This is a genomic window from Streptococcus suis S735, from assembly GCF_000294495.1.
Taxonomy (GTDB): Bacteria; Bacillota; Bacilli; order Lactobacillales; family Streptococcaceae; genus Streptococcus; species Streptococcus suis.
Window position 1 is genome coordinate 1,659,837 of sequence record NC_018526.1, and the last position, 25,763, is coordinate 1,685,599.

General features: G+C 42.5%; 27 protein-coding genes and 1 pseudogene. 9 read left to right on the forward strand and 19 right to left on the reverse strand.

The genetic code is table 11. The features are described 5' to 3' along the window. Positions 1-129 precede the first annotated feature (129 nt). The 3 genes from YYK_RS08240 to YYK_RS08250 form a co-directional block, all read right to left on the reverse strand. Positions 130-1,302 (reverse strand): glycosyltransferase family 4 protein, encoded by a 1,173-nt coding sequence (locus YYK_RS08240; RefSeq protein ID WP_012027769.1) that lies wholly within the window; start codon positions 1,300-1,302, stop codon positions 130-132. Continuing rightward, positions 1,299-2,021, reverse strand: coding sequence for an adaptor protein MecA (gene mecA / locus YYK_RS08245; protein WP_012775334.1), 723 nt, complete (start codon positions 2,019-2,021; stop codon positions 1,299-1,301). The genes YYK_RS08240 and mecA overlap by 4 nt, the downstream gene beginning before the upstream one ends. 127 nt (positions 2,022-2,148) lie before the next feature. Then, a complete protein-coding gene (locus YYK_RS08250) occupies positions 2,149-2,985 on the reverse strand; it encodes an undecaprenyl-diphosphate phosphatase (RefSeq protein ID WP_012027770.1) in 837 nt (278 codons plus the stop codon). A 126-nt stretch (positions 2,986-3,111) separates the two neighbouring features. Between YYK_RS08250 and YYK_RS08255 the strand changes: the two genes are divergently transcribed. Both YYK_RS08255 and YYK_RS08260 read left to right on the forward strand, forming a co-directional pair. Then, on the forward strand, positions 3,112-4,677 hold the full coding sequence (locus tag YYK_RS08255; RefSeq protein WP_012028491.1) for an ABC transporter substrate-binding protein/permease: 1,566 nt from the start codon (positions 3,112-3,114) through the stop codon (positions 4,675-4,677). Beyond that, the gene (locus tag YYK_RS08260; RefSeq protein WP_012775335.1) at positions 4,670-5,413 is read left to right on the forward strand and encodes an amino acid ABC transporter ATP-binding protein; all 744 of its coding nucleotides are present in this window, start codon (positions 4,670-4,672) and stop codon (positions 5,411-5,413) included. Before YYK_RS08255 ends, YYK_RS08260 begins: the two co-directional genes overlap by 8 nt. A gap of 124 nt (positions 5,414-5,537) precedes the next feature. Here the strand turns inward: YYK_RS08260 and YYK_RS08265 are convergent, their stop codons facing one another. The 6 genes from YYK_RS08265 to YYK_RS08290 form a co-directional block, all read right to left on the reverse strand. Continuing rightward, positions 5,538-5,747 (reverse strand): capsule biosynthesis transcriptional regulator, encoded by a 210-nt coding sequence (locus tag YYK_RS08265; RefSeq protein ID WP_009910800.1) that lies wholly within the window; start codon positions 5,745-5,747, stop codon positions 5,538-5,540. Positions 5,748-5,832: 85 nt separating this feature from the next. Beyond that, the gene (locus tag YYK_RS08270; protein ID WP_012027774.1) at positions 5,833-6,735 is read right to left on the reverse strand and encodes an SPFH domain-containing protein; all 903 of its coding nucleotides are present in this window, start codon (positions 6,733-6,735) and stop codon (positions 5,833-5,835) included. A 9-nt stretch (positions 6,736-6,744) separates the two neighbouring features. Then, positions 6,745-7,995: a threonine ammonia-lyase IlvA gene (gene ilvA / locus YYK_RS08275; protein ID WP_002937416.1), complete on the reverse strand. Its 1,251-nt coding sequence runs from the start codon at positions 7,993-7,995 to the stop codon at positions 6,745-6,747. 282 nt (positions 7,996-8,277) lie between these two features. Continuing rightward, a complete protein-coding gene (gene ilvC, locus YYK_RS08280) occupies positions 8,278-9,300 on the reverse strand; it encodes a ketol-acid reductoisomerase (RefSeq protein ID WP_009910803.1) in 1,023 nt (340 codons plus the stop codon). 140 nt (positions 9,301-9,440) lie between these two features. Beyond that, positions 9,441-9,917 (reverse strand): acetolactate synthase small subunit, encoded by a 477-nt coding sequence (gene ilvN, locus YYK_RS08285; protein ID WP_009910805.1) that lies wholly within the window; start codon positions 9,915-9,917, stop codon positions 9,441-9,443. Further along, positions 9,910-11,613, reverse strand: a complete 1,704-nt coding sequence (locus YYK_RS08290; RefSeq protein WP_012775336.1) for an acetolactate synthase large subunit — start codon at positions 11,611-11,613, stop codon at positions 9,910-9,912. Before YYK_RS08290 ends, ilvN begins: the two co-directional genes overlap by 8 nt. 224 nt (positions 11,614-11,837) lie before the next feature. On the opposite strand from YYK_RS08290, the gene YYK_RS08295 reads away from it, so the two are divergent. The 5 genes from YYK_RS08295 (at position 11,838) to YYK_RS08315 (ending at position 16,528) form a co-directional block, all read left to right on the forward strand. Next, the gene (locus YYK_RS08295; RefSeq protein WP_014917313.1) at positions 11,838-12,890 is read left to right on the forward strand and encodes a bifunctional glycosyltransferase family 2/GtrA family protein; all 1,053 of its coding nucleotides are present in this window, start codon (positions 11,838-11,840) and stop codon (positions 12,888-12,890) included. Then, positions 12,877-13,815: a phosphodiester glycosidase family protein gene (locus tag YYK_RS08300; protein WP_012027778.1), complete on the forward strand. Its 939-nt coding sequence runs from the start codon at positions 12,877-12,879 to the stop codon at positions 13,813-13,815. The genes YYK_RS08295 and YYK_RS08300 overlap by 14 nt, the downstream gene beginning before the upstream one ends. Continuing rightward, positions 13,790-14,206, forward strand: coding sequence for a hypothetical protein (locus tag YYK_RS08305; protein WP_012775337.1), 417 nt, complete (start codon positions 13,790-13,792; stop codon positions 14,204-14,206). The genes YYK_RS08300 and YYK_RS08305 overlap by 26 nt, the downstream gene beginning before the upstream one ends. 160 nt (positions 14,207-14,366) lie before the next feature. Further along, a complete protein-coding gene (gene ilvD / locus YYK_RS08310) occupies positions 14,367-16,082 on the forward strand; it encodes a dihydroxy-acid dehydratase (RefSeq protein ID WP_002937428.1) in 1,716 nt (571 codons plus the stop codon). A 50-nt stretch (positions 16,083-16,132) separates the two neighbouring features. Next, positions 16,133-16,528: a DUF6176 family protein gene (locus tag YYK_RS08315; RefSeq protein ID WP_012027779.1), complete on the forward strand. Its 396-nt coding sequence runs from the start codon at positions 16,133-16,135 to the stop codon at positions 16,526-16,528. 18 nt (positions 16,529-16,546) lie between these two features. Here YYK_RS08315 and YYK_RS08320 read toward each other — a convergent pair whose 3' ends face one another. From YYK_RS08320 to YYK_RS08360, 8 genes and pseudogenes are all read right to left on the reverse strand, one after another. Beyond that, the gene (locus YYK_RS08320; RefSeq protein WP_012027780.1) at positions 16,547-16,888 is read right to left on the reverse strand and encodes a metal-sulfur cluster assembly factor; all 342 of its coding nucleotides are present in this window, start codon (positions 16,886-16,888) and stop codon (positions 16,547-16,549) included. A gap of 90 nt (positions 16,889-16,978) precedes the next feature. After that, positions 16,979-17,432: pseudogene (locus tag YYK_RS10505) on the reverse strand (pyridoxamine 5'-phosphate oxidase family protein). Positions 17,433-17,744: 312 nt separating this feature from the next. Further along, entirely contained in the window at positions 17,745-18,137 is a 393-nt protein-coding gene (rpsI, locus tag YYK_RS08335; RefSeq protein ID WP_002942223.1) for a 30S ribosomal protein S9, read from the reverse strand. A 19-nt stretch (positions 18,138-18,156) separates the two neighbouring features. Next, complete coding sequence (gene rplM, locus YYK_RS08340; protein WP_002876943.1) at positions 18,157-18,603, reverse strand: 50S ribosomal protein L13; 447 nt, start codon at positions 18,601-18,603, stop codon at positions 18,157-18,159. Between the two features lie 464 nt (positions 18,604-19,067). After that, positions 19,068-19,931 (reverse strand): DegV family protein, encoded by an 864-nt coding sequence (locus YYK_RS08345; protein ID WP_014917314.1) that lies wholly within the window; start codon positions 19,929-19,931, stop codon positions 19,068-19,070. Further along, the gene (locus tag YYK_RS08350; protein WP_012027786.1) at positions 19,928-20,449 is read right to left on the reverse strand and encodes an NYN domain-containing protein; all 522 of its coding nucleotides are present in this window, start codon (positions 20,447-20,449) and stop codon (positions 19,928-19,930) included. Before YYK_RS08350 ends, YYK_RS08345 begins: the two co-directional genes overlap by 4 nt. After that, positions 20,450-21,178, reverse strand: coding sequence for a 23S rRNA (guanosine(2251)-2'-O)-methyltransferase RlmB (gene rlmB / locus YYK_RS08355; RefSeq protein ID WP_012027787.1), 729 nt, complete (start codon positions 21,176-21,178; stop codon positions 20,450-20,452). A gap of 55 nt (positions 21,179-21,233) precedes the next feature. Continuing rightward, positions 21,234-22,370 (reverse strand): PASTA domain-containing protein, encoded by a 1,137-nt coding sequence (locus YYK_RS08360; protein ID WP_237718131.1) that lies wholly within the window; start codon positions 22,368-22,370, stop codon positions 21,234-21,236. Positions 22,371-22,646: 276 nt separating this feature from the next. On the opposite strand from YYK_RS08360, the gene YYK_RS08365 reads away from it, so the two are divergent. Continuing rightward, positions 22,647-23,036, forward strand: a complete 390-nt coding sequence (locus tag YYK_RS08365) for a DUF1761 domain-containing protein (RefSeq protein WP_012027789.1) — start codon at positions 22,647-22,649, stop codon at positions 23,034-23,036. Positions 23,037-23,110: 74 nt separating this feature from the next. Beyond that, positions 23,111-24,079 carry an aromatic acid exporter family protein gene (locus YYK_RS08370; protein WP_012027790.1) on the forward strand — a complete coding sequence of 323 codons (969 nt, stop codon included), beginning with the start codon at positions 23,111-23,113 and terminating at the stop codon, positions 24,077-24,079. Here the strand turns inward: YYK_RS08370 and YYK_RS08375 are convergent. Next, on the reverse strand, positions 24,076-24,294 hold the full coding sequence (locus YYK_RS08375; protein ID WP_014636137.1) for a hypothetical protein: 219 nt from the start codon (positions 24,292-24,294) through the stop codon (positions 24,076-24,078). The two genes, YYK_RS08370 and YYK_RS08375, sit on opposite strands and share 4 nt — an antisense overlap. Before the next feature lie 287 nt (positions 24,295-24,581). After that, entirely contained in the window at positions 24,582-25,712 is a 1,131-nt protein-coding gene (locus YYK_RS08380) for an ABC transporter ATP-binding protein (protein ID WP_012775339.1), read from the reverse strand. Positions 25,713-25,763: the final 51 nt, after the last annotated feature.

The following is a 25,763-nucleotide window of genomic DNA, read 5'->3' on the forward strand; positions in this document are numbered from 1 at the left end:
CTTGTTAATGATGATTTTCAGAGAGTGTTAATCTATAAAATAGTCTTTTCTGACAATTTTAATTAACCATATCCACTATATTATATCAAAAAAAGAGCCTGACGGCTCTTATCTTGTTTAGAAAGATTCTTATTTTCTTTTTTTCTCTTCACAGCACTTTTTATACTTTGCGATTTTTTCTTGACGGTAACTACTATTACCAATAAACCGAAGAAGATTGAGCAATGGAGTTCTATTAATACCAAAGATGCCAATCAATTCACAGAGAATCTCAATCCCCAGTCCCATGGTCACCAATAGGAGAATCCCCCCTATTCTACTCGAAACATTGAGCAAAAGAGAGGTCAGGGAGAATAAGAAAGAGATGGCGTAAATCACCAAGACTGTGCCACGATGAGTAAGTCCCAGAGAGAGCAAGCGATGATGCAGATGCATCTTATCTGCTTCATAGATTTTTTGCCCAGACAATTTTCGACGAATGATGGCTACTACAGTATCCGTAATAGGCACTCCAAGAATAATCATCGGAGTAACCACTGCAACAGCTGTCGAATTTTTCAGTCCTTGAAGGGACAAGACTCCAATCATAAACCCGATGAAGAGGGCACCTGTATCGCCAAGATAAATGATAGCAGGATTATAGTTATACGGTAAAAAACCTACAATCGCCGCAACCAAAACAAAGATGGTTAAGGTCAAAAAAATATTGCTATCATGCAAAAAGAAATAAGACACAATTCCCATCGTTGTCAGGGAAATAATCGATACTCCCGAAACCAGACCATCCAGACCATCAATCAAGTTGACTGCATTCGTAATGGAAACAATCCAAAGGACCGTTAATAGAAAAGAGAGCCAGACAGGAAATTGAAGGAAAGGTCCTCCAAAAGGAATCTTAAAGCTATCAAAACGAAATTCCGTAAAAATCCAAATAATCGTCGCTGCAGCTAGAATACCAAACATTTTAGGAGCAGGCTTTAACTCCTTGACATCATCAATGAATCCCGTAAGAACGATAATGCTGGATGCTAGGACCAGGGGCCAGATATAATGCAAGTAAGTGCCATGGTAATTGACACGGGTAACAATTCCTGGTAAAAACCATAGGACAGAAATGGTAAATGCCACAAAGATAGCCAGACCTCCCGCTGAAGGCATGGGCACCTTATTTATTCGCCGTGCATTGGGATTATCAACTGCTCCAACCCTCAGGGACATAAAACGAACCAAGGGGGTCGCAATGGCTGATATGACCATGGTTGTAATAATGACCATTATGTATTTTAGAGCAAAAGGAATCATACTGTCGGAACCTTCCTAAGCTCCTCAATTGCCGCAAGCGGAAGCATCAAAGTTCCGTGTTCTTGTAAAGCAGGTCTGGTCAACTTAGTATCATTGGTAAATTCCAACATTCTTGAGAGAATGTAGCCTGGATACTGCTTGGAACGATTTTCTACATTGATAAGAACTGTCAAGTAGTAGTGACCATCCATTTTATATAATTCCGATTCTTCTACTGGATAATCAACCGTACCAACAAAAGTAAACAGATCCTCTATCGTTGGAAATTCCAAAATATAGTAAATATAGCGCTCCTGCTCCTCTTCATCTGCTTCTTCCTCTTGCTCTACCTCTTCCAAATGACGAACAGCTGTTGCATCCGGTGCACTTTTCTCACGAACGGTTTGCTCCAAACTCTTGAAAAACTCATCTGGAGTCATACTTGCGACATCACCAAGTTCCGACAAATCTGTAAATTCATCAAAATTCAAGTTCTGATCCAAATCAGATTTGGTAACAAAGATGTCCACCCGATCTGGCTTCGGAGTCACACGAAAACTCAGCATACCGCTTTCTCGGAAAGTCATTGGTAAATCCAATTCATCCAAAACAGTGTAAAAGAACTCCTCTGTCTTTTCTTGCGGAATGAGAAAGTCCGAAAGTTCCATTCCTCTCTCTTCCAAATCATCTAATTTTATAGTGATTTTCAAGGTTGAATCACTAATTTGCTTTACTTTCATAACTACCTCATTCATTGATTCATCAATTTTTTAAAATTGATTGATCATTTTCAATACTCATACATATCTTCCACCATTATACTAAAACCAAGCTCGAAAGACAAAAGAAAAGCAGGTCTCCCTGCTCTTAAAATAAAAATGTGATAAAGGCATAAACCAATAAAATCGCCCCTAAAATGATGCGGTAGTAACCAAAGACCGTGAAATCATGTTTTTTAACAAAGTCTGTCAAGAAACGAATAACAACTAAGGATACCAAGTAAGCCGTCACACTAGCGACTAGCAAGATCCATACCTGCTCCATATTCAGGCTATTGCCATCTAAGAAATATTTAACAGCCTTCAAACCACTATAACCAAACATGGTTGGAATCCCAAGGAAGAAGGTAAAATCTGCCGCCACAGATCGGCTGGTCCCCAAAATAATCGCTCCCAGAATGGTCGCACCTGAGCGACTAGTCCCCGGAACGATGCTTAAGACCTGGAAACACCCAATCAACAAGGCAGTTTTATAAGACATTTTCGCTAAGTCCGTCACCTGTGGCTCTATACCTCTGTTACGGTTCTCAATCCAAATAAAGGCAATACCGTAGACAATCAAAGCAATCGCAATCGGTACCATAAAATTGAAATGTGCTTCAAACCAATTATCCAACGGGACTGCAATTAGGATGGACGGAATACAGGCAATGACAACCTTGGCCCACAATTGCCAAGTCAATTGAATATCACGCTTGGTTTTTCCAGGCTGAAATGGATTCAATTTTTTAAAGTAAATAGTCATAACTGCTAGAATTGCTCCTAGCTGAATGACAATATTAAACATTTCTAGGAAGTTCTTACTTTGGTTTAATTTCACGAACTCTTGAACCAAAATCAAATGCCCCGTTGAAGAAACTGGCAACCATTCCGTTACCCCTTCAATGATTCCTAAAAATATAGCCTTCAACAATTCCAATAGCATAAAAAGCTCCTTTTCATCAATTCTCTACATTATATCATAAAAAAACTCCCTATTCATAGTACAAGGATATTGAAATTTGTCAGAATTTTTAATAAAATGGTGTAATAGCATTTTAAAGGAGACACTATGAAACGTAAACTCAGTATATTTCTGCTGACCCTAATCGCTGTTTTTTCTGTAACAACAGGGGTTCGGGCAGACGAATACCTGCGGGTCGGTATGGAAGCTGCCTATGCACCATTTAACTGGACCCAAGAAGATGATAGCAACAGTGCCGTTCCTATTGAGGGAACCAATCAATTTGCCAACGGATATGATGTTCAGGTTGCAAAAAAAATCGCTGCATCCATGGATAAAGAACTCTTGGTTGTTAAAACCAAGTGGGAAGGCTTGGTCCCTGCTCTTACATCTGGTAAAATCGATATGATTATCGCCGGTATGAGCCCGACAGAAGAGCGCAAGAAAGAAATCGCCTTCTCAGATAGCTACTACACTTCAATTCCTACCCTGGTTGTTCGTTCTGATAGTCAGTACGCAAACGCAACCAGCTTGGAAGATTTTGCTGGCGCAAAAATCACTGCCCAGCAAGGGGTTTACCTCTATGATTTGATTGACCAAATTGAAGGGGCTAACAAACAGACTGCCATGGGAGATTTCTCACAAATCCGTCAAGCTTTAGAATCTGGCATTATAGACGCCTATGTTTCTGAACGTCCAGAAGGTCGTACAGCAGAAGCTGCAAATAAAGCTTTCAAAATGGTTGAATTGGCAGACAGTTTTGAAACCAATGCCGAAGACGTGACCATTGCTGTCGGTATGCGCAAAGATGACGAGCGTATCGCTCAGGTCAACGAAGTCTTAGCAACTATTTCAGAAGAAGAGCAAATCGCACTTATGGATGATATGATTGAAAACCAGCCCGTTGAAGAAGCCAGCGAGGGCGAAACACCTAGTTTCTTCGCCCAAGTTTGGAATATTGTTGTTAACAACTGGCAACAACTTCTGCGTGGAACTGGGATGACATTACTCATTTCCATCCTCGGTACAATTATCGGTACTGCTATCGGTCTCCTCATCGGTGTCTTCCGTACAGCTCCAAAAGCAGCAAACAAGGCGCTTGCTATTGGTCAAAAAGTGCTCGGTTGGATTATCAATATCTACATCGAAATTTTCCGTGGTACGCCGATGATTGTACAATCCATGGTTATTTACTATGGTACCGCCCAAGCATTCGGACTCAATCTTGACCGCACACTTGCCGCTATCTTCATTGTATCCATCAACACAGGTGCCTACATGAGTGAGATTGTCCGCGGTGGTATCTTTGCCGTCGATAAGGGCCAATTTGAAGCTGCTACTGCTCTCGGATTTACCCATAATCAGACCATGCGTAAGATTGTCCTTCCACAGGTTATTCGTAACATCTTACCAGCGACTGGTAATGAATTTGTCATCAATATCAAAGATACTTCTGTATTGAACGTTATCTCAGTTGTTGAGCTCTATTTCTCAGGAAATACTGTCGCAACCCAAACCTATCAATATTTCCAAACCTTTACGGTTATTGCTATTATCTACTTCATCCTAACCTTTACTGTGACACGTATCTTACGCGCAGTTGAAAAGTATTTTGATACAGATACATACACAACAGGTGCAAACCAAATGCAAGTCGAGGTGCCACATGACTAAAAATGTAATTCTTGAAATCAAAAATCTAAAGAAATCATACGGACAAAATCAAGTCCTCAAAGACATCTCTATTAGCGTTGAAAAGGGCGAGGTTATCTCAATCATCGGTTCATCTGGTTCGGGGAAATCAACCTTCCTCCGATCTATCAACCTTTTGGAAACACCAACAGAAGGACAGATTCTATACCACGGACAAGATGTTTTGGCTAAAGGATATGATTTGACGACTTACCGTGAAAAACTAGGTATGGTATTCCAATCCTTCAACCTTTTCAACAATCTAAATGTATTGGAAAATGCCATTGTAGCACAAACTACGGTACTGAAACGAGATCGAGCTGAGGCAGAGAAAATCGCCAAAGAAAATCTCAACAAGGTTGGCATGACCGAACAGTACTGGCAAGCCAAACCAAGTCAACTCTCTGGTGGACAGAAACAACGCGTGGCCATTGCACGTGCCCTATCTGTTGACCCAGAAGTTATCCTCTTTGATGAGCCGACTTCTGCTCTCGATCCAGAGATGGTCGGGGAAGTTCTCAAAACCATGCAAGATTTGGCAAAATCAGGATTGACGATGCTTATCGTAACTCACGAAATGGAATTTGCCCGTGACGTATCTGACCGCGTTATCTTTATGGATAAGGGTGTCATCGCCGAAGAAGGCAGCCCTCAACAAATCTTTGAAAATCCACAGGAAGAACGCACACGTGAATTCCTTCAGCGTTTTCTTGGATAAACTCAATCTATTCCATAGAAGACTATTACTTACCAGTTTCAAAGCTGGTAAGTTTTTTTAGACTAAAAAAAGAGGAATTCGTAAAATTCCTCTTTTTGGACATCTCTAAATGAAACCATTTAGATTAGTTTTCAAATTTCTTGTGGTTTTTGTCGTAAAAATCAATCAAACCCAAGGCAGTTGCAAATGAAATATTGTCAATCTTAGCGCGACCTTGTGCAAGAGCGATAACTGACATTTCACGAGCATTTGTTTCCTTACTGATACGGTAACCTGTGATTTTCTTTTCACGAACCCAGCCGACAACAGCGGCTACTTTTTCGTAACTAGTCATTAGAAACCCCTTTCTTTTTTATTCGTGCAATTTAGTATAATATGTTTTAACCTATTTTGTCAAGTAAAATGTTCGTTTTTTACCATCATTTTGCCCTAAGAGATGATAGTATTTGCGTCCTTATGTCTTCGACCCCCTCCGGATTCCCCGGAAGGAAGATAGTTTGATTACCTCCTTGTGCAAAATTATTGAGAGTATCCAAGTATTGGTTGGTCAGCAAGATAGACATAATCTGCTCTTCAGATAGGCTAACATTTGATTCTTTCAGTTCACGAATCGAATCTGCCAGTCCGTCTACAATCGCCTTACGTTGTTGTGCAATACCTACACCATGCAAGCGATCCTTTTCAGCTTCTGCTTCTGCTGCTGTGACAATTTTTATCTTGTCAGCTTCTGCCAATTCTTGGGCCGCAACCCGTTTCCGTTGAGCTGCGTTAATTTCATTCATAGATTGCTTAACCTCGGCGTCTGGCTCTACCTTGGTAATTAAGGTTTTGACAATAACATAACCGTAGGTTGACATTTCTTCTGCTACTTGTTTTTGTACCTCAAGTGCAATCTCATCCTTTTTCTCGAAGAGCTCATCCAGTGTCAATTTAGGCACAGATGAACGCAGGGCATCTTCAATATAGGACTTAATCTGTGCTTCTGGGTGCATGAGCTTGTAATAGGCATCCGTCACATTATTTTCATTTACTCGATATTGAGTTGCCACATTCATTGTGACAAAAACGTTATCCTGCGTCTTGGTTTCTACCACAATTTCACTTTGCAACATCCGTAATTGAATGCGGGCTGCGATGACATCGACTCCAAATGGTATTTTAAAGTTAATACCTGAAGTAGATGTTTTTTGGTATTTCCCAAAGCGCTCAATAATAGCGACCGTCTGCTGCTTGACAACGTATAGCCCTGAAGCAATCAAAATCAAAGCAATCAGTACAAAGAACAAGAAACTACCAATAAAAACAATTGGACCAAACACCATAATGACCTCCTAAACTAGCATTTTATAAAGCGAATCATTTTCATGAAGATTGATGTACTGGGGATCAAACTCTTCCAAGCGAGAAATAAACTGCGTATAATCTGTTTTATCTCCTAGGGCAATACCGATTAGAACCGGTCCTGTTCCCTTATTGGCACGTTTGATATATTCAAAACGAGTAATATCATCATTTGGCCCTAGAATATCATTTACAAATTCACGAAGAGCCCCTGGACGTTGTGGAAAATTAACAACAAAGTAGTGTTTAATTCCCTCGTAGATAAGCGCACGTTCCTCCATTTCCGGCATCCTGTTGATGTCGTTATTACCACCAGAAATGATACAACAAATGGTTTGCCCCTTGATTTGGTCCTTGACTACCTCAAGAGCTGCAATCGTTGCTGCTCCTGCTGGCTCAGCAACAATACCCAGCTTAGAATAGAGGTCTAAAATAGTCCCGGAAATCCACCCTTCATCCACACCAATCAGGCGATCTACGTATTTCCGAGCCACTTCGTAGGTCGACTTACCGACTTTCTGTACCGCAATACCGTCAGCAAATTTATCAATTTGGTCTAATTTAACCGGACGACCTTTATCAAAAGCCGCTTTCATTGACCGTGCCCCACTTGCTTCAACACCAACAATCTTAATTTCAGGTGCATGTTCTTTCAGATAGGCCGAAACGCCTGCAACCAGACCACCTCCTCCTATGGGAACTAAAATTTGGTCAAAACTAATGGTTTGCTCTTCCGCTTCTTCCAAGATTTCATAGGCTACTGTTCCCTGACCAGCCTGCACATTTTCATCATCGAATGGGTCTATAAATGTTTTCCCACTTTCCTGAGTATAATCTTGTGCTGCCTTGGCTGACTCATCGAAGGTATCACCTACGAGCCGAATCTCTACATAATCTCCTCCGAAAAATTTAACCTGCCCTATTTTTTGTTGCGGAGTTGTAATGGGCATAAAAATCGTAGCAGGAATTTGCATTTCCTGACAGGTGTAGGCCACACCTTGAGCATGGTTTCCGGCCGAAGCACAGACCACTCCGCGTGACTTCTCATCATCTGTCAATTGTGAAATAGCATAATAGGCTCCTCGAATTTTAAAAGAGCGAACACGCTGTTCATTTTCTCTTTTTAAATAAATAGTTGCACCATATTTTTCCGACAAGTATCGACTATAATCCAAGGGGGTACGTACTACCACGCGCTTAAGAACGGAGTATGCTTGTTCTACATTTTTTGCTGTAATCATAGTTCCATTAATTTCTTTCTATATTTATTGTATCAATATTCCCTAGAAATTCCTAGTATTTAAACTATTATTATGTCATTTTATAAAAACCGAACTTTTTTATTTTTTTAATGTATTCATGAATGAAATGGGCAAAAGAGCCGGAAAAAACCAGCTCTTTTATTCATTTTCAGAGATAGGGAAAAAAGGGAATGACATCCCCTCATCCGCCAACTCAAACCTTAAATGTATTGCCATCACTCAAAGTAAAGCTGACTATCCTCCTATCCACCATGATAGTGTTTAATTATAGATTTTGAATGCGTCGTCATCATTGCGTCCGACAAATGGCATTGCTTTGCGGAGCTCTGCACCTACTTTTTCGATTTCAAGATTCTCTGCTTCTTTACGATAAGCTTCCATACGTGGACGGCCTGCTTTATAGTCATTTACAAAGTCATTTGCAAATTTACCAGATTGAATATCTGCAAGGACTGCCTTCATGTTTTCTTTGACTTGGTCTGTAATCACACGTGGACCTGATACATAGTCACCAAATTCAGCAGTGTTTGAGATAGATTGGCGCATTTTCTTAAAGCCACCTTCGTAGACAAGGTCAACGATGAGTTTCATCTCGTGGAGAACTTCGAAATAAGCCAATTCTGGTGCATAACCTGCTTCTGTCAAGACTTCAAAACCTGCCTGCATAAGGGCTGTCAAACCACCGCAGAGAACAGCTTGCTCACCAAACAAATCTTCTTCTGTCTCTTCTTTGAAAGTTGTTTCCAAAAGACCAACACGGGCTGAACCAACACCTTTTGCCCAGTCCATCGCAATATGTTTTGCATTGCCAGTTGCATCTTGGTAAACAGCATAGAGGGCTGGTACTCCAAAACCTTCTTCAAAGGTACGGCGGACCAAGTGACCTGGACCTTTTGGTGCACACATGAAGACATCCACATCTGCTGGTACCTTGATAAATTCAAAATGAACGTTGAAACCATGGGCAAAACCAAGGGCATTGCCCGCTTCCAAGTTTGGAGCGATTTCTTCATTGTAAAGGTCTGCTTGGATTTCGTCTGGAGCCAAGATCATGATAACATCTGCTTGTTTTGCTGCTTCTGCTACTTCAAAAGTTTCAAAACCATCTTCTTTTGCCTTGTCAAATGACTTACCTGCACGCACACCGATGATGACATCGTGTCCTGTATCACGCAAGTTTTGAGCATGGGCATGACCTTGTGAACCATAACCGATAACGGCGATACGTTTACCGTCAAGTGCTGCTACTGTTACATCTTTTTCATATTGCATTGTTACTGTCATAATTTTTTCTCTTTTCTATTTTTATTTGTAGTTTTGGATGTTCAAAGAAAATGAAGGCTAGACTAGGCGATGTAGGCGAAGATAGAACTAACGTCCATCAAGCCAAATCAACGCAGGATAGGTCTTATTATCGAAAAGGATTAGTCTCTACTAAAGCCAGTCGCACCCGTTCTTGCGATATTCTTGATGCCATAAGGCTGAATCACACGCAGGAGGGCGTCAATCTTATCTCCATCACCTGTCATTTGAATGGTAATGGAGTGAGGTGCTACATCGACAACATTTGCTCTAAAGGGTTGGATAATCGCTAAAATTTCTGCTCGTTTTGTTGGCGGAGCTGAGATTTTAACAAGAATCACCTCACGCTCTAAGTGGGGAATGTCCGTCAAATCACGGACACGGACCACATCAATCAAGCGGTTTAGCTGTTTGATGATTTGTTCGACCTCATCGTGACTGACCACGTCTACAATCACCGTCACACGTGAGATGCCATCTACTTCTGTTGGGCCGACGGAGATGGACTCAATATTGATTTGGCGACGAGATAGGACACCTGTAAAACGATTCAGAACACCAGATGAATTTCGCAATTTAGCTGTTAACATTCTACGCATTGAACTTCACCCCCAACATTTCTGCATTGCTCTTACCTGCTGGCACCATCGGTTGAACATGTTCACGATTAGAAATATGAACCTCTATGAGCATTGGTTTATCTTCTAAGATAACTTTCATATCTTCACTTAGAGTCGCTGGATTGTCAAAACTATAATGACTAATTCCGTAGGCCTCTGCCAACAATTGGAAATTCGGTTCATCGTCAAAGACAGATTGGCTACGACGCTTTTCATAGAAGGATTCCTGCCATTGACGAACCATTCCAAGAGAGTGGTTATTGATCAACACAACCTTAATCGGTACACCATAGCCATTCAAAATAGCCAATTCTTGGTTGGTCATTTGGAAGCCGCCATCACCAACAAAGATGATTACTTCTTTATCTGGATTGGCTAATTTGGCGCCGATAGCTGCAGGAATACCAAAGCCCATGGTTCCCATGCCACCAGATGTTACAAGTTGGCGTGCATGTCTGTAGGGGTAGAATTGAGCGGCCCACATTTGATGCTGACCAACGTCTGTTACGACAATGGCATCCCCTTGCGTCAACTGACCAATTAATTCAATTGCCGCCTGTGGCTTAATAACCTTTTCATCTTCATCATACCAAAATGGTGCCCGACGTTTGTTTTCCAATACTTGTGCCGTCCAATCAGCATAGCCTGTTTCGACTGTTTCTAAAGCAAGCAGAGCTTTCAAGGTTGCCTTAGCGTCGCCCACTACCGGAATAGCCGTTTTGACAACTTTACCAATTTCTGCGGGATCAATATCAATATGTGCTACCGTCGCATTTGGCGCATAGGTTGTTGGATTTCCTGTTAGGCGGTCATCGAATCGCGCTCCAATATTGATAATGTAATCAGCCTGATCCATAGCCATATTGGCAGCGTATGAACCGTGCATACCACCCATAGCCAAGGATAATTCATGCTCAATGGGCATTGCACCTAATCCAAGGAGGGTTGAAACTACTGGAATACGGTAGCGCTCTGCAAAGGCAACTAATTCTTTATTGGCATCTGCATAATTGACACCACCACCAGCCAATATAACTGGTTTTTGAGCTTGGCTAAGCTGTTTCAAAATTTTCTTAACCTGCAAACCATTTGGTTCAATCGTTGGCTGATAACTTGGTAGGTGTAGAGTTGGGTCATGATAAAAATCAACAACTCTTTCTTGGATATCTTTTGGAACATCAATAACAACGGGACCTGGTCTCCCTGTTGTCGCAATATGGAGTGCTTCTGTGATGACTCTAGGAATATCTGCCGTATCCCGAATTTGGTAATTGTACTTGGTAATCGGCATTGTCATCCCCAAGACATCTGCTTCCTGAAAAGCATCTTTACCGATACCACGTGTTGCGACTTGACCAGTAAAAACTAAAAGAGGAACACTATCACCCATTGCGTCCGCAATCCCAGTAATGGCATTGGTAGCACCTGGTCCAGAGGTTACAATGGCTACGCCCACCTTTCCTGATGATTTAGCGTATCCTTCGGCCTCGTGGACCGCTCCTTGTTCATGACGAGCCAAAATATGCTGGATTCCCTCATATTGATAGATAGCATCATATAGAGGCAAAACTGCCCCACCAGGATAACCAAAAACAAGGTCTACTCCTAGCTGATGCAGAGTGTCCAAAATGAGATAGGACCCCGAACGTGGTTGGTCTAGTTGAATTTCTTGCACGAATATTCCTCCTCTCTGCAAATTTGTTATCTACTATAATATCACAAGGAAGTAGAATGTCAAGAAATTTTCTGAAAATTCCTACATTTGTTCGTTTTCTTAACTATTTCCTAACATTTCTTAAGCAAAACTTAAGCAAATCCCTTGACTGGCTTGGTTTCAGCTTGCTTTCAGAAAACATCAGTATAGTAGTTCCACTAAAAAAATTAAATGAGGTTTAGGATATGTATTATGTAGTGATACCGGCTTACCAGCCAGATGAAAAATTAATCCAACTATTAAAAATAATGAAAAACAGGCTAAATTGTCAGGTCATCGTTGTGGATGATGGTAGTACTGGCGCATCCAAAAATATTCTTGAAATCGCCAAAACCTATGCCATTGTTCTCCACCATGATGTCAATAAAGGAAAAGGCCAAGCCTTACGAACAGCCTTTAGTTTCATCCAAGATTTGAGAAAGCCTGGTGTCGCTGTTACCGCTGATGCAGATGGTCAACACGCTGTGAATGATATAGACCGTGTCGCACGCGCAGCCATGAATCTACCAAGCCGCCTCATCCTTGGTGTTCGTCAATTTACTAAAGACATCCCGCTCCGTAGCCGATTTGGTAACAAACTAACCAGAGTATTGTTTAGATTGCAAACTGGTGTCAATGTGTCCGATACCCAAACAGGCTTGCGTGGATTCCATACTGACTTAATTCCATTCATGTTAGATATTGAAGGCGACCACTACGAGTACAAGATGAACATGTTAACTCAGGCAAGTCAACGCTATAAAATTACGGAAGTTCCAATTCAAACTATTTATATCGATGATAATGCCAGTTCGCATTTTCGTCCCATAAAAGATGGACTGCTCATTTACAAGAATCTCTTCAAATTTGCCCTGGCATCTTTTGGTGGATTTCTAGTTGACTACGGAATATATGCACTTGCCTTATTGCTACTCACTAGCTTACCAACTGCTCTACGCTTATTGGTCGCAAACACGATTGCTCGCATTTGTAGCGCTACCTGTAATTTTGCACTTAATAAGAAATTAGTCTTTAACAATGAAGAGAGCATCGCACGAACAGGCGTAGGCTACTTTACACTAGCCCTTGTCCTCTTCCTTTGCGATACAGCCCTCCTATATCTCTTCCACCAAATTCTAGGACTCAACCTCTACATTGTCAAACTTGCAGTTGGTATCTTCCTTTTCCTAGCCTCTTGGTTCATTCAGAAAAATATCATCTTTAAAGAAAGGAAATCATTTTCCCATGAAATTGCTTAAAAAACCCTTTGCCTACGCATCCATCTTCGGAATGCTTTTGACAGGAGGTTTTACTTACTCCATGTTAAAAACCTTCGTGCTTTCCGAGGCTATCACAACGGTTGCTGCAAGTAATGCTACTTCTACGAGCGAGCAGAATACAACTACAGCTTCGTCTTCCACTACTGCCACAACAGCAACGAATGTCTCTACAACGGATACTAGTTACACTGATGACAATATCCAAATCAACTTAGAGACCATCACTACCAACAACACAACTGTTTACGTCGCAGATATTCAAGTCAGCTCTCCAGAGTATTTAAAGACAGCTCTAGCCCAAAATACCTATGGCACGAACGTAACAGCTAAAACTTCTGAAACTGCGGCAGCAAACAATGCCATTCTAGCGGTTAATGGTGACTACTATGGAGCCAATTCAACTGGTTATGTTATTAAGAATGGGGTTCTGTATCGAGACACCGTTCGGGACAATGCAGCTTATGGCGACTTGGCCATCTACGCAGACGGCTCATTTGAGGTCATTTATGAAAATGAGATTACCGCCCAAGAATTGATTGACAAGGGCGTTGTCAACCTCTTAGCATTTGGTCCATCATTGGTCGAAAACGGCGAAATTGTCGTTGATACATCAACAGAAGTCGGACGTGCAATGTCATCCAACCCTCGTTCTGCTATCGGGATTATCGATGAAAATCATTATATCATCGTCGTAGCAGACGGACGTACGTCTGAAAGCCAAGGACTCTCTCTATATCAATTGGCCGAAGTTATGAAACAATATGGTGCTCAAACTGCCTACAACCTTGATGGCGGTGGTTCATCCACTCTTTATTTTAACGGTCAAGTTATTAACAACCCAACAACAAATGGAAATACTATCTCAGAAAGGGCGGTGAGTGACATTGTCTACATCGGTTACTAATTCAACTACAAGAGTTTCAAGAACGTTTATCTCCTACTTAGCAATAACAGCTTTCCTGTTTATTTTCAGTCGAATCTATGAAAGTCTCAGCTATGGCGAAGTCTCTGTCTTTATGCATTATATGTTCTGTGTACCATTAATAGGCGGAGCTGTGCTACTCGGTTTGCTGCAACTTATACCTACTCTTTCACGTCTCTCTTATAATTTGTGGAATTCTGGCGTTGCAACTATTACAGCTGGTTGTCTTCTCCGAGGCATTATCAACCTATCTGGACGTTCAACTACCTTAGATCAACCTTATTGGTACATCGGCGCAGCCTTCCTAGTTCTATCGTTAGTCGGTCTTTTCATCAATCCATCCGCAAATAATCATCGAAAAACGACCTCTTAATCTACAAATAAATTATAAGGGCACTTAACATTCTTAGGTGCCTTTTACTGTAGAATAAATTGTTGAAAAATTCGGAAATTTCCAATTGTTTATCAAATCTTTTATCGTTTCTTTCATATCTATGATATAATGGGTAAAATAAGATAGGGAGAAGAAAATTATGACCGATACAAACAAACTTAAAGACTTTCGACATCGTAGCTCTGTTTACGATTCGATGGTCAAATCGCCCAACCGTGCTATGTTGCGTGCCACAGGTATGACCGATGATAGCTTTGAAAAGCCTATTGTTGGGGTTATTTCGACATGGGCTGAAAACACACCCTGTAACATCCACCTTCATGACTTTGGAAAATTAGCCAAAGAAGGTGTCAAGGAAGCAGGTGCCTGGCCTGTCCAATACGGTACCATCACCGTTGCAGACGGAATCGCTATGGGAACTCCTGGCATGCGTTTCTCCTTGACTTCACGTGATATCATTGCAGATTCTATTGAGGCAGCCATGGGAGGGCACAACGTGGATGCCTTTGTCGCAATCGGTGGCTGTGATAAAAACATGCCTGGTTCCATGATTGCCATCGCCAATATGGACATTCCTGCCGTATTTGCCTACGGTGGAACCATCGCACCAGGAAACCTCAATGGCAAAGATATTGACTTGGTTTCTGTCTTCGAAGGAATCGGAAAATGGAACAACGGTGACTTGACTGCTGAAGAGGTTCGTCAAATCGAGTGTAATGCTTGCCCTGGACCTGGTGGTTGCGGTGGTATGTACACTGCCAATACCATGGCTACTGCCATTGAGGTAATGGGCATGTCTATTCCTGGCTCTTCTTCTCACCCTGCTGAATCTCCTGAGAAGAAGGCTGATATTGAAGAAGCTGGTCGTGCTGTTGTACGCATGCTAGAACTTGGCATCAAACCATCTGACATTATGACGCGTGAAGCCTTTGAAGATGCCATTACAGTCACAATGGCTCTGGGCGGCTCAACCAACGCTACTCTGCACTTGCTGGCCATTGCCCATGCTGCCAACGTTGATTTGACCTTGGAAGATTTCAACGATTTCCAAGAGCGTGTGCCTCATTTGGCCGACTTAAAACCATCTGGTAAATATGTTTTCCAAGACCTCTATAATGTCGGCGGTGTCCCTGCGGTTATGAAATACTTGCTCAAAAACGGCTTCCTTCATGGCGACCGCATCACATGTACAGGTAAAACCGTTGCTGAAAACCTAAAGAATTTTGCAGACTTGACTCCAGGTCAAGATGTCATCATGCCACTTGAAAATCCAAAACGAGCGGATGGACCTCTGATTATCTTGAAAGGTAACCTTGCTCCTGAAGGTGCCGTTGCCAAGGTTTCTGGTGTGAAAGTCCGCAACCATACAGGTCCAGCCAAGGTCTTTGATTCTGAAGAAGAAGCTATCGAAGCAGTCTTGACTGACGAAATCGTAGATGGCGATGTAGTCGTTGTCCGCTATGTTGGACCAAAAGGCGGTCCTGGTATGCCTGAAATGCTGTCCCTTTCTTCTATGATTGTCGGAAAAGGCCAAGGTGACAAGGTAGCCCTTCTAACAGACGGTCGTTTCTCTGGTGGTACCTATGGACTGGTTGTGGGACACATCGCACCTGAAGCTCAGGATGGTGGGCCAATTGCCTACCTCCGTACTGGTGATTTGGTGACGGTTGATCAAGATACCAAAGAAATCACCATGCACGTTTCTGACCAAGAAATCGAAGAACGCAAGAAAACAACTGTTATTCCACCACTCTACTCTCGTGGCGTTCTCGGAAAATACGCCCACACTGTATCCTCTGCCTCTAAAGGAGCCGTTACCGACTTCTGGAGACCAGAACGTACGGGGAAAAAATAAGGAACTCAACGACCCTGTCCTCGCGGTAGGGTTTTCCAAAAGGAGAAAAAATGAAACTAAACGTCGAACTCTCCCGCTTTCGTGTTAAAGAAGGCAAAACCGTTCAAGTAGATGAATGGATGGCCTTTCTCAACGAGCACATGGAAGACACCCTTCTCACTCTTGAAGGAGAGAAAATGTATGTCGAAACCATCTTCCGTGAGGTATTGGACGGACGCGAATACCTCTATTGGTACTCTGTCCAAGCCGAAGGGGGGATTGAAGTCGAAGATTCAGAATCCTACATCGACAAAAAACATTTAGAATACTGGGAAGAATGCATTGATCCAAGCTATGGTATGGTCGATCTGGATCCTCAAGTCCTTATGATTCCCAAACCCATTTATGAAACGATGGAAGAATTAGACAGACAATACGATGACACGTTTAAAAAAGAGCTGCAGTAAAATAAAACTGCAACTCTTTTATTTAGGGCTTATCCCCAGAGTAATTCGACCTAAGCGACTAATTCTTGTCATTTTCCAAGCAGGAGACCAAACAATCTCGACCTGAGCATCTTCTATTCCGTCAATAGTCTTCAAAGCTGCTACTAACTCTCCAGGCATCGTATCTGCACATGAGCAACCTGCATCAGTAAAGGTCATAACTACTTTACAAAACCCGGTTTCATCTAGATGAATTTCATAGACAAGTCCTAAATTGTATATATCCAACTCAATCTCGGGGTCGTGAATGGATTCCAATACCTCCACCAATTGATCTGACAAAATAAGGGCTCGCTCATTGATCTGAATATCTTCTCTCATTTATCCAAACACTCCTAAAACATTTATAAAAAGTATTGTATCATAATTATTTGAAATATACTTGTCTTACCAAATGTTTTCAACTAGTTTTCAAAGTGCACGAACCTCTGAATTCTCACCTTGACCAATAGAAAAGATATACTTATGACCTTGAGTCAAGCTATGATAGAAGCCATGACCAGCATAAATCTGAAATACTTGCATTGTATCACTAGACTCATCTTTATAGATATGTTGATAATAAGGATTATCCGCAAAAACTGTCTTTAGATAGTCGTTCTCCACAGGTCTAGCAGCCCCTTCTACACACACGCACTACCTGGATAAGGTACCCTTCCTCAGAAATAGCCGTCATCGCAACTCTTTGATCCCCCATCAATTGATCATAGAAATGCGTTTCTGGGCTTGTCATAAAGAAAATCCCTTCTTCGTTTGCTGCAGTGATATGAGCATGACGAGCATGTGGATTTCCATACTCATCCAAAGTAGCAAAAACCCCAACCTTCATATCTTCCAAAATATGCATAATATCTTTTAGTTCCATGGTATCACCCCTTGAAAACACCTATTTTCTAAAGTATATCAAAAACAAGCGAAAATGTTAAGTGGAATATTGATAGAAATAGTGAAAGTGTTTCATGAACAACTCCCTACTGACGGAACCATTTAAGAAGGTAGCTATGTTTGCTTCATTTTCAACCTTCAAAGGTTCCTGAACCCTTTTGATTTCCAATTGGTATGGATTTGACTCTGAACCGATTATGACATCAATCAAAATCCGTTGTAACTATAAAAACTACCTAATTATAAAAAAGCGACTCTTGAGTGCTTTGAAACGTTGATATATTGCGGTATATTAACGTTTACTAAACTGGCTTGCTTTACGTGCTTTCTTAAGACCTGGTTTCTTACGTTCAACCATACGAGCGTCACGTGTAAGAAGACCTGCGCGTTTCAATGAATCGCGGAAGTCTGGGTCTACTTGAAGCAATGCACGCGCGATACCGTGACGGATCGCACCTGATTGACCACCGTAACCACCACCGTTCACGTTAACGAAAACGTCGTATGAACCTTGTGTTGAAGTTACTGCGAATGGTTGGTTGATAACCAAACGAAGGTCAGCATGTGGGATGTACTCTTCTACATCTTTTTTGTTTACTGTGATTTTACCAGTACCTGGGACCAAACGTACGCGTGCAACCGCGTTTTTACGACGACCAGTACCTGTGTATTGTGCTTGTGCCATTTAGATTACGTCCTTTCCCTTAGATAAGACCTGAAATATCAAGTACTTCTGGTTGTTGTGCAGCGTGAGTGTGCTCAGCACCTACAAACACTTTCAACTTCATGCCTTGTGCACGACCAAGTGTGTTGTGTGGAAGCATACCTTTAACTGATTTCTCAATCAAACGAACAGCGTTTTTAGAACGCAATTCACCAGCTGAGATTGATTTCAAGCCACCTGGGTGGTTTGAGTGAGTGTAGTAGATCTTATCAGTTGCTTTTTTACCAGTCAATTTCACTTTCTCAGCGTTGATTACGATAACGAAGTCACCAGTATCAGTGTGAGGTGTGAAAGTTGGTTTGTTTTTACCACGAAGAACGCTAGCAACTACTGCTGAAAGGCGTCCAAGAGGTACATCAGTAGCGTCTACTACATACCATTTACGTTCAACTTGGCCTGGTTTAGCCATAAATGTTGTTTTGTTCATGATTTCTCCTATACGAATCGTTTTTGTTTACTGGGCGGATGTTCCGGTCCGCGGGTATTTGGAAGGTTCCGGGGCCTTTCAAATGGGGTAAACAATACCATCTACCATTTTATCAAATCTACTAGTGTCCGTCAAGCTATTTTACTTTACTTTTTTTATTTTTTGAAAGATAGCAGAGCTGCTGAGAATGAAAGCCTTATCCATTTTAAATTTCTTACTGCCCTAGTTGTCCAGGCAAGACCAGCTTCTCCTTATAAGGAAAGGTTTTATCAAATTCTTCCAAGACCAATTCATCCACCGTATAGACCAGAGGACCTGTAAAACACCAGTTTCAGCCATCCAAGGCTTCTGGTTGGAACAACTTGACAATGAGCATTATCGTACCTCCTTTTGATTACCCTATTCTACATAAGTCGTCATCACACAAAAAGGGACACATCTTTACAAGAAATATCCCTTAGAATCTAGGCTCTCATTGCTGTACCAATTGATAAAATAGCTAAGACTCCTGTCCCTGTATGAGTGGCAATCACAGGCCCTAATTCTGTCAATAGAACATCAGAAATACGGTCGTCTTCCAATAAACTAGATTTGACGCCCTCTGCCGCCTCAATATCACCTGTATAGGCCACCATGACCGTAGAATGATCCAAGTTGTCCAAGGTCAAGTTCAGCATTTCCTTAATTCCTTTTTTACGACCACGGATTTTGGCAATGGCTTCTAACTTCCCTTCCGCATTGAGTGCAAGGAGAGGTTTGATATTGACCAATCCACCAATGAGGGCTGCCGCTTTAGACAAGCGTCCACCTCGCACCAAATGATTAAGGTCCTCGACCAAGAGGTAGGTTCGTAAGCGCGGCACCAAATCTTCTACGATTGCCTTGGTTTCTGCCAGAGTCTTACCTGCAGCACGTGCCTCAACGGCTTTCATGACTAAGTAGCCTTCTCCAATGGTCGCTGCCTTTGTATCAACGATGGTGATGACTGCTTCTGGATATTGGTCCATAACCATATCTCGTGCAATAACTGCACTCTGGTAGGTCCCTGAAAGAGCTGCTGAGAAAGCGAGATAAAGCACCTCATGATCTTCCTTGGCTGCCGCTTCAAAAACTTCTTCAAACTGACCAACATTGACCTGACTGGTCGTGGGTTGGCTGCCAGAAGCCATTTTCTCCAGTAAATCTGCAGAGGTCAAGCGGTTTTCACCGACTGTTTCATAGGTTGCGCCGTCTAGGTTAATGGTCAAACCAAGCACGGTCACATCGTTTTCTTGGACCCAGCTGATTGGCAAATCCGATGTCGAATCGGTTACGATTGTAAATGTCACTCTTTCATTTCCTCCATCATTTCTTTTAAGGCTTGAAAATTCCCATCTGACCAGGGATTGAGCCGTGGGGTGTAGAGTTCTACCTGGTCCACAAACTTGTCCAAGTCCTTTTTGATGACCTTGGTTCTCTCCTCTAACTCACGCGCCGAAACCCGTAAGGCCCCTTGTGAAAAGACCACCCATTGTTCGTTGAGGTCGCTGGTTGCGACGGAAACCTGCTTGCGACGGTCACTATTGAGCTGGGCACTGAGTCGTTCGATATAACTATCTGCCGTCTCTTCCTCCTCTGTAAAAATGACCGATACCTTGAATTCGTCATACTGCTGGCGAAGACCTGGCACATGGTGGGCATCAAAGACACAAATCACCTCAATCTGTTCAAAGGCTGCGTAGTGAGACAAGGTGCGAAGCAAGGTCGTTCTGGCCGCATCCAAGTCTCCCTTTTTAAAATCTTGCTTGGTGGCCTGCCAAAAGGCAATCATGTTGTAGCCATCTACAATGAGAACTTTTTCTTTCATTTAGATTTTCTTCCGAAATACTTCGTACATCAGCACAGCTGCTGCTACGCTGGCGTTGAGAGATTGGACATGGCCCTTCATAGGAATGGTAATCATCTCATCCACCTGCTTTTTGATATTGCTGGAGATGCCCTTGCCTTCGTTGCCAATAATAAGAGCTAGTTTGCCAGCTGTATTCCACTTGTGGCTTGGAGTTCCGTTCATATCCGTGCCAAATACCCAGAAACCAGCCTCCTTGAGCTTATCGAGAGTTTGGCTAAGATTGGTCACTCGGGCGATTGGGACATGGGCCACCGCACCTGTTGAGGTCTTTGCCACAACGGGCGTCACGCCAACTGCTCGGTGCTTGGGAATGATGATGCCAGCTACCTGAGTGGCATCTGCGGTCCGCAAAATCGAGCCGAAGTTGTGGGGGTCTGTCAGACCGTCCAAGATGAGAATGAGGGGATTGTCTTCCTGCTCTGCTTTTTCCAGAATCACCGACAGGTCCGCATAGGCGAACTCAGAGACCCGCAGGACAAAGCCTTGGTGAACGGCACCTTCTGTCATGTCAGACAGGGTCTTCTTGGGCGTCCAAGAAATCGACACCTTCTTCTCTGCCGCCAGGGCCTTGATTTTTTCAACATTTTTTCCGCGCAAATCATCCTGGATGTAGAGCTTGTTGCCGGTGTTAGCCTCCAAACTCTCCACCACAGCATGTACGCCATATACGATATCATTCTGTTCCATGGTTTTATTATAGCATATTTTTGAAAAGGAAAAAGCCGAGAATTTCTCAGCTTTCTTAGTTCACACTGTTTTCCAGATAATAATGTTGGGCAACATACCAGTTGACACCCCCTTGTTCCGGATCTGTATCATACTCACTAGCTTCCAACTCCCCACGACTATTGATCCGATAACTCCAATTTCGTGGCTCAAAATTAGGGTCTGATGGTACAGTTACATCTGCATAAACTAAACCATCCTCAGCCATACGAACACTTATGACAACCTGGTCTTTTCGATACTTTTCAATCATGACGCTACGGCTAAATAAATCATCCATAACCCAAGCTTTTACCTGATCTGTCGTTAAGTTTTTGGTATCAACCTGCGGTACAGGATTATGCAAATCTGTCAACGAAATCCAACCCTGTCCTGACTTTAATCTGCCCCAACTATGTCCTTCCTTTTGAGTCGTCTCAACTATCGTGTACGTTCCAGGTTCTATATTGGTCACAACTTCTCCAGATAAACTAGGTTCCTGACGAATAACCAGTCCTTGTTTTTTAATATCCACAGTAAACAATTGAACGGCGCTACCTACCTGAGACTGGCTAGAAGCTTGCGAACTTCCAGCAGTCTTACTAGTGGCTACCTCACTAGTTGAACTATCCTCAACTACGGTAGTATCCTTTGCATCTACATTTTTAGCAATAATTAAGTTAACCGCACTTCCCCGCTTTACCTTCTTCCCACTACTTGGAGAAGATACACTAACCATCCCAGGCTGAACTGACTGTCCACCAACTTCTGTTATTGTACCAACTTTTAACCCCTCTTCATACAGTAAATCCTTAGCTTCAGATAGCTCAATACCATATAATTCAGGAACTGTAACTTGAGAAATATCTTGGTATACAAAATATAAGCCAGCCATTCCTAACACAGCCACAACACTTGAAATGATTAGCCATATCTTTCGTCTTTTTGCGTCTGCCAAACGTTTCTCAGCTTGCTCTCTTTGATAATTCTCATAATCTTCCTCAGCTTCGCTAAGCATTTGCTGGATGACAAATCGTTGACTCTCATCCGTAACCTGTGCTAAGTGCAATCGTAATTGAAAAATTCTATCCTTAAACTCTTTTTCAATTTGACGCTCATGCTCTTTTTGCAAAATGTTATTTTGTTTTTGAAGTGCTATTGCTTGAGAGTTCATAGCAGAGGTTTGAGCATCCATTTTTTTGCTTCAATTCATCATGTCTCTGCCGCTCTTCAAAATCTCGCATCCATTGATCCATAATAATCATCTCCTCATAAAATATTGGTTATTATCTACAAATAAAATCTATTTTATTTTAGTATAGCATAACACCTTAATTTGTCAATCCTCATTTTCACCCCGTTTCAATCTAACTTTTGACAAATAGTAAAGCCTATGATATTCTAACATCTACTATTTGTCCGTACAAACGGAATCGAAAAAGGAGATTTTATGACACTTATTTTTGGAATTGTGGCGGGGCTGATTGCCTTTGCTATTGGTGGTTTGTGGTATGGTTTGATTTTCCGCGATGCTTGGATCAAGGCTTCAGGCATTGACATGGCTAAGGTAGAAGCAGATCGTCAGGCTGGCAAAAATGGACAGAAGGAAATGGTGATTTCCCTTGTCATTGAAGTACTGACTGCTGTTGTGGTTATTTTCTTCATCAAGACCCTCGGTGTTTCACCACTTCATGCAGCTGGTGGCATGGGCGTAATTGCGGTCCTTGCTTCATTGAAAAACTACGTCTTTGAGCAACGTCCTATCAACCTCATCCTCATCAACGAAAGCTACAAACTAGTCTGCTACCTAGTAGTCGGTATTCTAGCTCTATTTGCATAAGTAATTCCCTCCTATCCTTAGGAGGTTTTTATTTTATGATACAATAGAAATAGACTAAAACCAAAGGAGCCCTCATGTCCCTCTCCCTCCGCACCATCAAACTGATATTTGCCACCGTTCTGGCTATTTACCTAGCGACCGTACTGGGCCTGTCTTATACGACAGCGGCAGGCATCATCGCCATTCTCAGCGTCCTCGACACCCGCAAGTCCAGCTTCAAAATGGCCCGCAACCGCCTCTTTTCCACCCTCCTGGCCCTGACCATAGCAGTCCTGACCTTCGCCCTCTTTGGCTTTGGCATCTGGACCCTGGGCATCTACCTAGCACTCTACGTCCCTCTGGCCTACCGTTTCAACTGGGAGGCTGGCATCGCCCCATCGACCGTCCTCGTCACCCATCTCTTGCTAGAGCAAGATATTTCGCTGATTTTTTTGGGAAATGAGCTGACGCTTTTTCTGATTGGGGCAGGACTGGCACTCTTGTTCAACCTCTATATGCCCTCGCAAGAAAAGAAAATCCAGGCCTACCATGACCAAGTCGAAGACCTACTCAAGCAGATTCTCCTCCGCTTTGAAGCCTTTCTGCTCAACGGCGACGGACGAAACGAGGCAGAATTGATTACGCAGCTGGATAAGACCTTGGATGAGGCCCTGAAGGTCGTCTACCTAGACCGCCACAACCAGCTCTTCCAGCAGACCAACTACCAGGTCCATTACTTTGAAATGCGGGCAGCACAAAACAAAATCTTGCGAACCATGGCAGGAAATATCAACAAGTGTTTACTGGAAGGCAGAGAAAATGTCATCCTGTCCAGCCTCTTCGAGCGAGCAGCCCAGCAACTGAGCCGAGACAACTCCGCCAAGGAACTGCTCCTAGACATCGAACTATTCCATGCCACCTTCCGCGAGCGACCTCTGCCACAAACAAGGGAAGAATTTGAAACCCGTGCTACCCTCTTTCAACTCCTGCATGATATGGAAGCTTTTATTCGCCTCAAGGTTGATTTTTATGAAGTCTATAAAGACCAAGAACCGTCAATTTAAGCCGACGGTTCTTCTACTTTTCCATGAAATTCATCTGATACTTGGTTGTGCAAATGCACGAAAGATAGGCCCATCATGACTGCATTCCCTGCAACTGCAATCATAAATTCTTCCTTGGAAGATACCTTTCCTAGCCAAATGGAGAGGATTAAAATGAGATTGTAAAGAAGGATAGAAAGAGCTGCCAAACGAATTTTTTTCAGTAGTGTCTTCATAGGAACCTCCTGTAAGTGTTGGGAGTGGGACAGAACTCGACCATCCATAGAAGAGTTCGTTTTCCCACCCCCGCACAGTTGATTAGGTCAGATTTGGAGTGTAAAACACGAACAAATCTGCCAATCAACCACTGCGCTGAGATGTTGACACGAACTCTGAGAAGTGGAACTGGGCTTTTTGCCCAGCCTCTTTAATAAAAATAACAAGTATTTATGCGTTCTTAACCCCAAAAAACCGCCAGATTTTCATCTAGCGGTCAGGTGTTTTATGAACGATTTTAGAAAGGTTAGACAATCGCCTTGCTTGTTTCATCATCAAAGAAATGAGCTTTGTTGAGGTTGAAGGTCAAGCGAACTTTGTCTCCTGGGTTGTGGTAGTCGCGTGCATCAACGCGAGATACAAACTCTGTGCTACCTACTTTAGAGTAGAGCATGGTTTCTGCACCGAGAAGCTCCGATACAACCACTTCTGCTTCTACGATGGAAGATGGATAAGTGTCCAATTCCAACTGAGAAGCCTTGATGTCTTCTGGACGGATACCGAGGGTAAATGATTTGCCATTATAGCCTTTTTCTTCCAAGTGTTTGCGACGTCCTTCTGGAAGCTCCACCTTGAAACCATCTCCAACAAGAACGCCATCTTGAAGCGTAACTGTGAAGAAGTTCATAGCTGGGCTACCGATGAAGCTAGCAACAAACTTGTTAACAGGGCGGTTGTAGAGCTCTTCTGGGCTACCGATTTGCTCGATACGACCGATTGTACCTGTGCCTGCTGGGTTTTTAGTTGCAGACATGATAACGATACGGTCTGCCAAGGTCATAGCTTCTGTTTGGTCGTGGGTTACATAGATGGTTGTCGCACCGATACGGCGGTGGATTTTAGCAATCTCTGTACGCATGGATACACGCAGTTTTGCATCCAAGTTTGACAAAGGTTCATCCATCAAGAATACTTTTGCATCACGAACGATGGCACGACCCATGGCAACACGTTGGCGTTGTCCACCTGAAAGGTCAGCTGGTTTACGTTCTAAGAATTCTGTCAAACCAAGAATTTGAGCAGCTTCTTCTACACGTTTTTTGATTTCATCCTTGCTGTATTTACGCAATTTCAAACCAAAGGCCATGTTGTCAAATACAGTCATGTGTGGGTAGAGGGCATAGTTCTGGAATACCATGGCAATGTCGCGGTCTTTTGGAGCCACATCATTCATGAGAACGCCGTCGATGTATGCTTCCCCTTCTGTGATATCTTCCAAACCAGCAATCATACGAAGAGTTGTTGATTTACCACATCCTGAAGGACCTACAAATACGATAAACTCCTTGTCCTTGATGTCCAAGTTAAAGTCTTCAACAGAGTAGTGCTCGCTGTTTGGATATTTTTTATAGATATTTTTTAAATTCAATTGAACCATGTTCAATCCTCGCTTTCTTTGATAGTTTTATTGTAAATGAAAACGCTTTAT